The sequence below is a fragment of the Thermodesulfobacteriota bacterium genome (genome assembly GCA_036397855.1).
Classification (GTDB): domain Bacteria; phylum Desulfobacterota_D; class UBA1144; order Nemesobacterales; family CSP1-2; genus DASWID01.
On record DASWID010000039.1, the window covers coordinates 1 to 11,867 of the forward strand.

Consider the following 11,867-nt stretch of genomic DNA (forward strand, 5'->3'; position numbering starts at 1 on the left):
AATTCGGCTCCTTTGGCACAGGCGACGGTCAATTTAGGCTTCCCGGTGACGTGGCGGTAGACAGTGCAGGCAATTTAATTGTTACAGAAATAGACAATCATAGAGTCCAGAAATTTGATTCTAATGGCAATTTCCTTCTTAAATTTGGCTCCGTTGGCAGTGGCGATGGTCAGTTTGACATCCCCGAGTTTGTGGCGGTAGATAGCCTAAACATTATACACGTTTCAGATAGACTTAATCACCGAGTTCAATTGTTTGATCCGAGTGGTATTTTCATTTTCAAGTTTGGCTCGGCTGGCAGTGGCGATGGTCAGTTTAGTGAGGGTGCTGGCCCTTTTGGCATTGATGTGGATAAAAATAGGTTCAGAATATACGTTGCTGACACATTTAATAATCGTGTCCAGGTTTTTCAGGGTATCAGTCAGGGTGAAGGAGGAGGAGGAACGGATAAGGATGGCGATGGGGTAGACAACGAGCTTGACATTGATTCAGACAACGACGGGATTCCAAACTCTCTTGAAAGACCCGTAATGTTATCTCAATCACTCGCTGAGACTTCTCAGATATTAGAGGATGGGATTTTAGATAACCCTGATGAAGATGGGATTCCTAATGAACTCGACCTTGATTCGGATGGGGACGGTATTCCAGATGTTGTAGAGGCTGGAGGGGAGGATGAGGATGGAGACGGAATAATAGATGATTTTACCGATGTCAACGGAAATGGACTCGCAGACATAGTTGAGGAAGCATTAGGGGGCTTACCGCTTCCTTTGCCGGACACGGACGGTGACGGAGTTCCCGATTTCTTGGATTCTAATTCGGATGGCGATAGACCTACGGATGTTCGAGAGGCAGGGGGGGTTGATGACAACGGAGATGGGATTTTAGATGATTTACTTGATGAAAATGGAGACGGGCTTGCAGACAGTGTTCAAACCAGTGCAGGCGGGGAGCCTCTTCCGCTTTTAGATTTAGATGAGGACGGAGTGCCTGACTTTCAAGACAGCAACCAAGCCACTGGAGGTGAAGGTGGAGGAGGGAGCGGGGGTTGTTCTATAGCATCAGCAGGAGCAACACCATCAATTCCACTATATCTTCTGCTACTTGTTCTTGTTGTAATGAGGAGAATGTGGAGAAGGTATGGGAACAAGAATTAAAGAGATGAAGATTTGAGCAAATCCCCACTGGCTCTCTTTTTCCAAAGGAGGGAATACAAATCCCCTCTCTAACTCCTCTTTACGAAAAGGGAGAATTTTCAATCTTTTTATGCACTTTGCAATTGTCTGAGAATACTAGCATTTTTATTAAGTAGCTGGAAACAAAGCCCTGCCACCGAATACTTTATGTCAAATGAAGTAAAGTCCATTGATTCTACTATCCCCTCTACCAAAAAACATATGCGGTCTTCTGGTATCATCTCCTCTGGACTCGGTGACAATAACCACTGCTGTCCTTTTTGTGATTCAACATATGCCAGTTTTAATTCCTCCCCTCAGAGGACTTATTTCCTTGACAGCAGTTATTATAATCTATCTACTCCAATTGTCGGACAGCCTGTAGAACTACGGGGTATTCAACAGGTATTTTAATAAATAACTAGAAGTAAATCTTACAAAAAAATAGAGGCGGGATTAACGTCGCCCCTATTTTAAGGATGAATATTTTCAGGACTAAATATTTGATCCAGTCAAAAGTTTAATTTTGACCTTTTAGTTATAGGATTTAACAAGGAGGTGCAAAACATTCGTAGCAATTTGGACACCTTCCACCTGTTTTCTCCTCTAATTTCCCCACCTTTACAACCTCTATCTTAAACTCCTTCTTCGGCTTTTCAACCTCTACATTTTCCTCTTTCCGACTTGATTTTCGCTTCTTGCTTATCTTTTTCACCCTCACCCTCCTTCTCCTAATTTTAGGCAAACATTATACAATCTTTAACTATATGTCATAGCATTGCTCTCCCATTTAAACCCGGCTTGACAAAAGGGGAGCAGTACAAAAATTTGACCCCTATTTTTATATATTTTTAATTTTATTATGGCTAGGGTATGGCGAGACACTGTCGACTGACTAGGCAACAACCCTCAGAACCAGCGTCGCATGTATGCACGCCATCGACCCATTTCGCGCCGCTAAGAATCGCTTTGAACAGATTCGCATTGCTTAAGTCTGCTCCTGAAAGATCTGCGTTACGAAGTATTGCGTCACTAAGGTTTGCCCCGCTAAGATTGGCATTTATCAGTTTGGCGTCGGTAAAGTCCGCTGCAACCAGATCTACACGGCTCAAATTCGCTCCAGTCAGATCCGCACGTATAAATTTTGCCGATATTGCTCGGGAACCGTGAAAATCAACAGAGGTCATATTCGCATCAGTGAAATCAGCGTCAATGAAATCCCTAAGCTCTAGCCCCGGGTCAAATGTACTTAGATCTTGTCCCATCAGGTTAGAGCCTATAAACTTCGCCTCAATGAGCTTCGTAAACTCCAGGTTTGCTGTTGTCAAATCTGTATGACTCAAATCCGCTCCCCTAAGATCGGCGGAAAAAAACGAAGTGCCAGTCAGAATCGCCATATCTAATTTCGCACTCTTTAGATTGGCCTGGTTAAGATTTGCTCTGGTCAGATTGGCGCCGCGCAGATTCGCTCCTTCCATTTTGGTACCATTCAAAAGCGCTTCTGTCAGGTCGCAACCACTCCAGCAAACGCCGGTAAGATCCAGTAAAAAACATACATCGGTAGGCGGAGGACGAAGGGCGCAACAGCATGCTTCGGCCCGCCCCGGACTAAGGGGGCAGCATGATGTTGGGCAGGCACTTGTGCAGTCACCGGGTCCGCCACCCCCCAAGCCTGGCGGAACAGAGTCGTCCTCACCATCATCGCCGCATCCGACATAAAACATCAAGGCACTTATCACGATTATCGATGCGAGGGTGCTTTTTCTCGTCATTGGTTTCATCCTCCTACATAAAAGGTCTAATGTTCGACGTGTTCTCCAGGGAGAATTTCCTCGGTATCTCCGGAAGATTCCAACTTCAGAAAGTAATCTCCGCGGAACCATACCTCCGGCGGGATATCATGCTGCTCCACTATGATCTCGTATTTACCCGTAGCCGGTATGGTCAAATTCATTTCAATTGGAACATCCTCTGTTATCTCCTCATTGAGAGGACTGCCGCTTTCTGCATTGCGAAGTATTAAAGTAGCCTGTGATCCCAGATGCCCGGTTGACGGGTTTTCTACGTGCCGGAGCGTTATTTCATCCCCCTCGGTCGCATCGAAACTGAAGGTATCCCCGGTCAGGCCTGCCCGGCCTCGCATCGTCCCCCAGAGCAGCATTCGCGACAGCCGATGCAAGAACAGGAACACCTAAAGCGGCACCAGTTTGCCTGACCTCGAAACCTGACCCGACCTCAACAAAGTCTACTGTAACAGTATTACTGCTTAATTCTAAAGTCAAACTTATGGTTATACAAGCCCCGAGGACCAGCACAGATAAGTTCCCCGGCGAAATCATTCTCATCTTGAAAGAAACACTCCCATTTGCCATATTGACTTCCAATACCGTCTGAGGCAGTGTAAAAATGCGTCCGTTCTACGGGTGTCGTGAAATGGTGCAAACCCGTGCTCCTAAAAGCGGGTCCTGTGCATATCCAGCAATACTTGCTTACGGCAGTTCCGAAGAACTTGTCTGTAAGGTAAACTCGACATCGCCTCCTCTTACATCCCTCAACGGGAATAAAGTCAGAAAGTAAAGTGGTAAAACATAAGTTATGAGTAGTTTTGTTTTACTCATTCCAAATCCCTCCTTAGATTTTTTGTATACGATTATAAACTCTAATTTAGGAAAATCCAAAAAGCGCAGAAGCAGAAGTAAAATAAAAGAATAGGGGTCAGACACCGTCTTACATATTATTTGTCAATTAATTTTTAAAGAATATTCAGGATCAAACGGCACCTTGTTCTTAAGTACTCCGTAAATCAAATGAACCAATTTCCTCATTGCAGCGCCAACTAATAAGGCATAGCTCCCCTGAATTTCTTGATGGGAGAGCTATGCTTAAAGAGCTAGTGAGGATTAATAAAGGGGACGTGATAGTATGAGAGGTGACTCCTCATAATCTGTTAGAATTGGATTATAAATATAGGTATAAATATAGGGACAGACGTGCCTATTTACCTTCTTCTTCTAATCATCCTAAACCCAATTGCAAATACTGGGACTAAAGGAATAAGTATATTTATAAAAGCCGTACCAGCCTGAGCAGAGCCTCCAATAGTGCAACCTCCATTGCTATCCCCTTGTAGATCGACGATAGTCGGTTGTACTGTAGGTGTGGCCGTTGGAGATGGTGTAGGAGTAGGGGTGGGTGTGGGAGTAGGGCTAGGGGTGGGTGTTGGGGTTGGAGTCGGTGTAGGTGTGGGTGGTGGTTGGACAACTGATTGCACTGCTGCAAAAGCATCTATTCTTCCGGAACCAAAAGTATTATCTGTTCCCGGAGGCCCTAAATCCACAGCCGTATTTCTCAATGCGTCTGAAACCTCTGAAGGAGAGAGTTTTTCATATGTGAGCATTGATCCAGATTTTGCCATAGATAGGTTTTCTTCGGCCTCTAATAAAAGCGCTGCCACTCCTGCGGCATGAGGAGCAGCCGCGGAAGTTCCAAAGAAGGGGACTGAAAAATCACCTGCGCCAGTAATTGAAACACCATCAGGTGCAACCAATTCCGGTTTCAATCTGCCGTCATTGGTCGGGCCTCGAGAGCTATAAGGTCTTATTTCATCTATACTTTGCAGAACTCCCAAGCCACTCGCGCCAATGGAAAGTACTAAATCGGCATCACTGTTATTTGCAATACTACTTTCAGGTACAATAAATTCATCAAGACTGGGGAGACCCAGAACAAACAAATCCAACTCCCTTGGCTCGGCATTGCCGATTCCTAGAAACTTGAGAGAATCAAAGATTACTATACCAACTGTTAGAGGATCTAACCCATTATTCGTTACTCCTATGAATTCGGCTGGATTATCATCACCATCTTGAGGATTAATGGAAAAGAAGGTGGTCAATAATACGGATAGAATAAAGTCGTCCGATGAGCTTGGATCGGCAGGGCCGATTAGTGCAATATCATAATCGTTATCCGCGGCGCCAAATGGATCATCCCACTGGAGAACAATTCTAACATCAGCACCGGCGGGTATAGTAACATCTAGTGTCTCCCCAGCTAGATCATTGAATGGCTGTCCAAGGCTTTCATCAAATTCATGAAATCCATCGGTATCGGTATCGGTAAACATTCCCTGATAATGACTCAGAGCATCATTTCCGACTGCTATGAAATTCGCCACTCCCGCGAGTGCCGAATCCGTGCTCTCCTGTGAAACAGCACTCGAGCCATCATATGGGCCAGCATTATAAAAGGCAATATCATCTGCAATTATGTCTACGACTTCGGTAAGACATCTTCTTGCTCTCCTATGCTCTAAATCAGAACCTAATCCAGGCGCAAAGAAAAGTTCCGCTCCGGGTGCTACATCATGGATGATCTCTGCCATTGCCGTGCCTTCTGCCCCTGTAGTCACATCAGGCCTGGCACCTGGTGTTGATGTCACAGGAGAAAATCCCGGGCATGGATCATCGATACTTATACCTCCGCCAGTTAACGGAGAGGAAGGTATATTAACACCACCCGATGCCAAATCCCCACTTCCTATGCTCTCTGTGAGGCCATTAATTCCATCTGATATGACTCCTACTTTTACACCTGTTCCAGCTACCGCAAAAGTCTCCCTCGCCTCATCTGCGCCAAGTACAGCATCTCCTTCTGTTTGAACTGAACCCGCATTAGTAAAGCCATAATTTGGCAAATCAATGAACTTAACAAAAGGCAATTCTGATATATGATCGATGTTGTCTGGTTTAACCCCCCCCTGGACTAAATTTAGCGATTTATCATATATTTCAATATTTACTCCTTCGCTTTTTAGTTTCTCTAAGTTTTGCTGGTTTAATTCATAAAGAGTGATGTAGACTCGAGCCATTCCCTCCTGATCATATTTAACAGCATCTCTTGCGAAAGATAGGGGTTCAATTTTCTCTGACTTGAGAGATTGAGTTTCCGCACTTTCACTCCTCAAAGCATTGGAAAGTGCAGATGAAATTTTCGTGTCTTCTTTTGATCTGGTAATCAAGTTATCGGCATCGCTTGAAAGAGCGAAGGCTAAAGATAACGTACCTAAGAGAATTATTGATTTAATCATTTTTCCATCCCTCCCTTAATTTGATACTCCATATGGAGGTAAATCGATGGATTTAACATATGGAAGTCCGCTAATTATCTTTATCTTGCTGGGTAATGCCCAACCCTGAACCAGTTTCTGCTTATTATCATATATGTCGATGGTTACACCGTGTTTCTTGAGATCCTCTAGCCTGGATTCATCGATCTCATGTAATTGGATGTAAATTTGTATTTCTCCTTGTTCATTAATCCGTGCGGATTTGTCAACAAAAGTTAAGACTTGCTCTTTGTTTTGTGTGTCTGATTCTAATTCTTCTATGACACTATGGAGGCTGGATGAAATTTTTCGTTCGGTTTTCTTTTCTCCTGTGGAATTGTTACCTTGCGAGCAAGAAGAGATTAGTATTATAATGACAATAAAATACGAAAAGATTGATGGGCACATAATATATCGATCAAATTATTTGCGCACTGACGGATTTTTTGCAGCAAGAGAGACCGTAGAAATTAAAATGGGCAGAAAAATATTATAACAGTATAAGTCCAAGGAAACCGTACTCGTACAGGAAGGCAAAAAGTAATGTTTAATATGAGAGAAAACTACCCCGTCCATTTCCACTTAGCCTCTGAAATTTTTTATCTAACTATAACCCCTACAATATTTAAAAGTCAACTAAAACTCTTCAGATTAGATTATTAGGATTATCCCTGAGACAGTAATAACAGTAGAAGGTAAAGAAACTCAAATTATATGGTATAGATTAGGCTATGCAGGGTTGCGTCCCCTTTTCCTTCTTGGAGGATATTTTATTGGACAACCTTGAAAGACACGTCTAAAAGATAAACAGTTTAATGATATGCACGGATATGCTTATCTTTTTTCCATCTCCTATTCCCTAGATATATGAGGTAGTTTCTCCGTAACGATATATGTGCCTTTCTTGACTTTATCCATTTCCTATTGCCAAGGTATTTAAGAAAAGCTCTTGTTGTTGCTACCATCATATAATAATAGAAGTTTTCAAATATAAAAGTCAAGGGGATCATTTTTAAAAATTACCTAACGGTGCGTTCGGAGAGACCACCCCACATTCTCGCAAATATTAGCGGGACACGAATGTCCCGCCTATCGGGGTTTGTATAGATGCTCATTCGACTGGCGGGGTTTTCCAACACCGCATGAACACCAGAGCTGCCCTCAGCCGTGAGATAATCGAAGGATCGAACGTTTGAGGAGTTATGCCCTAGGTATCATCGTACTTCGACTCCGGTCGGTCCTGGTGCTTGACTTGGCTCAGCACAGTTACTTCGACTCCGCTCAGCACAGGCACTTCGACAGTTCGACAAGCTCACGGCTCAGTGTTAACGGATTTATGCTCATTTATACTCACTTAATATTGTAATGTAAGTCTAATCCGTGCATCCTGAGCCTGTCCTGAGTTGAATCGAAGGGCCCAGTCGAAGGATGATGAATTAAACGGGGTACCCTTTTGTTTTTTCTTTCTTCAATAGAGTTCGTCCCGAATTACCTTATAATTCTGAACATCGACTTCGTAAATCGTTCTTAAGGTATCGCATCGCGACATATCTTCGTGACTTTGCTCAAGACAAGTTTTGTAAGCTTCCTTAGAAGTTTCCATATCGCTACCTGCTCTGTTTAATGCTGGATTACAGCCGATGAGCGACAGGGCAAAAATTACACTTAACAGCAACAATTTATTCATTCTCCCTCTCCTTTATGTTTATAACAAATGATATCATAGATAATTCAGAATTTCATACAGTTTCATTACTGTCCAAATTATCTGAATGTAAACATAGCAACCAAATTAAAAAGGGGACGCAGATCCTCATTATATCTTAACTAAGGAACTGTTAAAATTTAGGTCGCAGCTCCACATTGAAGTAGTTTGTAATAAGTATAAACTAACAGGAAGAAATTTGATCTAATAACAAACCCAAAAATACACAAAAGTTCAGGATAGCATTCTTATTTTAACTTTTATAACATTGTATAAAATATTGAAGGTACTTACCGGGAGATCTGAAATAGGATATCGGTAAAGTAAGAAAAGCTATGATTCAAACTCAGGATCGTTAAGAAAGGACAAGTTTCTTAGCAATATTATATCGACAGATCCCTGAAGACAGCTCCAAAGGAGGCTAAGAGTTGAAGAAACTGTGGCTACTGAAACCAAATAGCAATCTACCGTCTGAGAAGAACCCCTGGAATCCATGGTTCGGCAAATGCTTTGGATTCCTGATCTGTGCCGAAAACGAATTCCAGGCCCGTAAAATAGCTAATGGTAATGGCGGAAATGAAGGTAGTGTTTGGCTCGACCCACGTGTATGTACATGCATAGAGTTGACACCAGGCAATGTTGAAGAGGGAGTAGTACTGATGGATTTCCGTTCAGGATAGGAATCATGTGTGGAAGATTTACCCAACATAATGAAGAAGATGAATTTGAAGACCGTTTTAATTTCACCAATCCGGCTGGAATCTTATTCAAGAAGAGATTCAATATCGCACCGTCTCAAAATGTCCCAGTAGTAGTTGTAGAAGAAGATAACAGGCTGCTCAAATTGATGCGATGGGGATTGGTACCTTTCTGGGCGAAAGAGCCCTCAATAGGGCATCGGATGATCAATGCGAGAGCTGAAACCATTGCAGAAAAAGCAAGCTTTAAAAATCCCTTAAAGAAAAAAAGGTGTTTGGTATTGGCGAGCGGATTTTATGAGTGGATAAAAACTCAGAAGAAAAGTACAAAAACACCACTATACTTTAGACTCAAAAATAAAGAGCCCTTCGCCTTCGCAGGTCTATGGGATGAATGGAAACAGCCGGATGGCGACAAACTCTTATCATTCACAATTATAACAACGGGTCACAATGAATTGATGAAGCCAATCCACGATAGGATGCCAGTAATACTCCATCAAAAGGATGAAAACACGTGGCTCGACCCTGAGCTAATGGATTTTGATAGGCTTACCCCACTGTTAAAACCTTACCCATCCGACCTGATGGAAGCATATGAAGTATCGACTATAGTTAACTCACCCAAGAATGATATACCTGAATGTATTAAACCTGTAGAAAAGTAAACTAGTAAACCAGTTTTATGAGGTTCTATCCGTTTCATTTATTCCCAAGTTTAAGGGCGCAACCGTAAATAGTGACCTGGCACATCTTTGTGTCACCCTCGAAAAACGTAGAAGTCATTGACTTAAAAGTACCAATGATGGATAAAACATCTCCACCATTTATCCTATCAAAAACCCGTTTGCTGGGCGGAGGATTACAGACACATTGCACAACATAACTAGCTGTAACAAATTCTGCAGTAAACGTTCCCTCTTCTGCATCAGAGCAAATCGAAGGTATCTTTCTTTTGCTGGTTACCTTAATCGATGTTTCAATCGTTTTACCCTCATATAAATCGTCGGCTATCATTGGCTCATCTGAATATTCCTCACATGTCTGCTGTAAAGACGGGATTTTAACCGTACCCTCTCCTGCCCAAATCGGAATTGGAAATATTAAAATTACAAATACCCATATAACTGGAAACAATATACCCCCTCGTATTGTCATATTATTTTAAAACCCCCTGGAATTCCTACATTTAGATCTTAACAGATTACTCCTGATGTCTTATAGCATAAAATAGAGATTGTTTCACCCGTGAGTAAATTCACTCTATTCAGGATATACTTAATAGTGTAATTAGCAATAAAGAAGGGAATAACCCTAGAGCAAGCAGGGTATCAGAACATAAACAAACAGTCCCTTCGGCAAATTGCAAGGAGTCCTGAGTGTTGAGAAATGACGAAAGTTCGAAAGGCCGAAGCAACCTAAAACAGGAAAAAAAGACGGGATTGCTTCGGGATAAAACTCCTCGCAAAGACGTAATGGCATCAAGCCTGGATTCCCACTTACTCCCCACAAGCAACATGCGGGGACAGGCCTTGTCGCAGATTAGGCTCTTGTTGTCATGCCCGAGGACCTTAATCGGGCATCCATACTTTTTTCTGGATTCCCGCTTACAATCCGCGGGAATGACAGGTCGTGAGATTGCCAGTCATCGCGAGGACATCGAAGCTATCTCATCCACCTAGGTGGACTGAAAAACATTGTAGCAAGCTACAGGGAATTTGCTAGTTTAAGCATGTGCATAAAATTCCATTCCAACATTCTAATCCTTGCATGCGGAGTTTTATTCCTATATTTGGCTCCTCATCATACAAATGCAAAAGACATTTATAAGTGGATTGATGAAAATGGAAATGTTCATTTTACAGATAATCCCTCACTCATTCCAAAAGAAAAAGCAGTAGAGGTAGAAAAAATTGAGAAGTTGAACCACAGACGTTCAGAAAATCAATTTAAATCCGACGTGCCAACCGGCACACCCTCTGATGATTTGGTGAAAAGCGTTGAAGAAGATTTAGAAAGTGATAAAGAAAAAGCTATAAGAGAATACTGGCGCAGCCGCGCACTCGAGATTGACAACAAAGAAGAAAGGGTATTGGAAGATATTTCGCTTACAAAAGAGCTAATAACATATAAGAAGAGAGAAGTAGATTACCTGCTCATAAATGGATACTCAGCAGATCGGTCAATATTCGAGCTCAGAAATCTTGAAGACAGGCTAAAGCACCTTGAATTCAATCTGGGTCTTATAAAACCCGAAAGGGAGAAACTACAAGACGAAGCGCGTCAAGCAGGCGTACCCCCTGGTTATTTGAGACCATGAAATCGTATATGACAAGAAGTGGGTATGAGTGTTTTCGTATGATTGAATCACAGGCATCTTTTTGGCTTAATCATGCTTTTTATACTCTTGTTCAAACCTCTTAGCCAATTCCTCGGCCTTTTTGTCATAAGCCTCAGGATCATCCCAAGACTGACGAGGGTCGAGCAGCCCTTCATTGCTCGAGGATATGAGGCTGGTACGAGAAGATTATGTAGACTCATTTCTTACGTTACATCATACAGATTCGTTTAAGGGGTAAGAGGATTAGCAAATTGATTTTGAGCCATAGTAATGCAAATAACAATTACCAAACTCCAATTAACAACCGCTGATATTCGAAATTGAGGATTTTGTATTTGTCTCTGACTTGGCGCTTGTTCATTTGCAACGCCGATCATTCAGAAACTACTTCCCAGCTTTCTGGAGACCGCCAAAGACTTGATAGTATCAATTCCCGGATGAAGATAAGTTCCTTCGGCAACTTATCGTATAACTTAATAAATAGCTCCTCGTGAGAAAGAATCTCCTCGTTCCATTCATCACGATCCACCGCCATTAATTTCTGGAATTTCCTGCGAGTGAAGTTTTTCAATCCACGCCAGTCGATATCTTCGTAACGAGGAACCCGCCCGATGGGATTTTCAACACCGTGAGCACGACCATTGGCGCGGCCCACAATCCATTTCAATACTCGCATATTTTCTCCGAACCCCGGCCACAGGAAATTACCATCGTCATCCTTGCGGAACCAGTTGACTCCGAAAATACGCGGTGGATTAGAAATCTTCCTTCCAAAATCCAACCAATAGTTAAAATAATCACCCATGTGATAACCACAGAAGGGCAACATCGCAAAGGG

14 protein-coding genes are annotated in these 11,867 nt (G+C 42.5%); 4 read left to right on the forward strand and 10 right to left on the reverse strand.

Features of this window, described 5'->3' with window-relative positions:
- Positions 1–1,160: hypothetical protein (locus tag VGA95_03205; protein HEX9665544.1), on the forward strand; the 1,160-nt coding region annotated here is incomplete at its 5' end.
- Between the two features lie 565 nt (positions 1,161–1,725).
- Here the strand turns inward: VGA95_03205 and VGA95_03210 are convergent.
- The 8 genes from VGA95_03210 to VGA95_03245 form a co-directional block, all read right to left on the reverse strand.
- Positions 1,726–1,893, reverse strand: a complete 168-nt coding sequence (locus tag VGA95_03210) for a hypothetical protein (GenBank protein ID HEX9665545.1) — start codon at positions 1,891–1,893, stop codon at positions 1,726–1,728.
- Between the two features lie 151 nt (positions 1,894–2,044).
- The gene (locus tag VGA95_03215) at positions 2,045–2,950 is read right to left on the reverse strand and encodes a pentapeptide repeat-containing protein (protein ID HEX9665546.1); all 906 of its coding nucleotides are present in this window, start codon (positions 2,948–2,950) and stop codon (positions 2,045–2,047) included.
- Positions 2,951–2,976: 26 nt separating this feature from the next.
- Complete coding sequence (locus VGA95_03220; GenBank protein HEX9665547.1) at positions 2,977–3,321, reverse strand: PPC domain-containing protein; 345 nt, start codon at positions 3,319–3,321, stop codon at positions 2,977–2,979.
- The gene (locus VGA95_03225) at positions 3,260–3,550 is read right to left on the reverse strand and encodes a hypothetical protein (GenBank protein ID HEX9665548.1); all 291 of its coding nucleotides are present in this window, start codon (positions 3,548–3,550) and stop codon (positions 3,260–3,262) included. The genes VGA95_03220 and VGA95_03225 overlap by 62 nt, the downstream gene beginning before the upstream one ends.
- 117 nt (positions 3,551–3,667) lie before the next feature.
- The gene (locus VGA95_03230) at positions 3,668–3,796 is read right to left on the reverse strand and encodes a hypothetical protein (protein HEX9665549.1); all 129 of its coding nucleotides are present in this window, start codon (positions 3,794–3,796) and stop codon (positions 3,668–3,670) included.
- A 380-nt stretch (positions 3,797–4,176) separates the two neighbouring features.
- Positions 4,177–6,267, reverse strand: coding sequence for a S8 family serine peptidase (locus tag VGA95_03235; GenBank protein ID HEX9665550.1), 2,091 nt, complete (start codon positions 6,265–6,267; stop codon positions 4,177–4,179).
- A gap of 15 nt (positions 6,268–6,282) precedes the next feature.
- On the reverse strand, positions 6,283–6,693 hold the full coding sequence (locus tag VGA95_03240; GenBank protein HEX9665551.1) for a hypothetical protein: 411 nt from the start codon (positions 6,691–6,693) through the stop codon (positions 6,283–6,285).
- Between the two features lie 1,060 nt (positions 6,694–7,753).
- Positions 7,754–7,972, reverse strand: coding sequence for a hypothetical protein (locus tag VGA95_03245; GenBank protein HEX9665552.1), 219 nt, complete (start codon positions 7,970–7,972; stop codon positions 7,754–7,756).
- A 446-nt stretch (positions 7,973–8,418) separates the two neighbouring features.
- Between VGA95_03245 and VGA95_03250 the strand changes: the two genes are divergently transcribed.
- Complete coding sequence (locus VGA95_03250; GenBank protein HEX9665553.1) at positions 8,419–8,670, forward strand: hypothetical protein; 252 nt, start codon at positions 8,419–8,421, stop codon at positions 8,668–8,670.
- Between the two features lie 5 nt (positions 8,671–8,675).
- Positions 8,676–9,356 carry an SOS response-associated peptidase gene (locus VGA95_03255; protein HEX9665554.1) on the forward strand — a complete coding sequence of 227 codons (681 nt, stop codon included), beginning with the start codon at positions 8,676–8,678 and terminating at the stop codon, positions 9,354–9,356.
- Positions 9,357–9,390: 34 nt separating this feature from the next.
- On the opposite strand, the gene VGA95_03260 is transcribed toward VGA95_03255, so the two are convergent.
- Complete coding sequence (locus VGA95_03260) at positions 9,391–9,846, reverse strand: hypothetical protein (GenBank protein ID HEX9665555.1); 456 nt, start codon at positions 9,844–9,846, stop codon at positions 9,391–9,393.
- Between the two features lie 574 nt (positions 9,847–10,420).
- On the opposite strand from VGA95_03260, the gene VGA95_03265 reads away from it, so the two are divergent.
- A complete protein-coding gene (locus tag VGA95_03265; protein HEX9665556.1) occupies positions 10,421–11,008 on the forward strand; it encodes a DUF4124 domain-containing protein in 588 nt (195 codons plus the stop codon).
- A 394-nt stretch (positions 11,009–11,402) separates the two neighbouring features.
- Here VGA95_03265 and VGA95_03270 read toward each other — a convergent pair.
- A partial coding sequence (locus VGA95_03270) for a phosphoenolpyruvate carboxykinase domain-containing protein (protein ID HEX9665557.1) occupies positions 11,403–11,867 on the reverse strand: 465 nt, incomplete at its 5' end.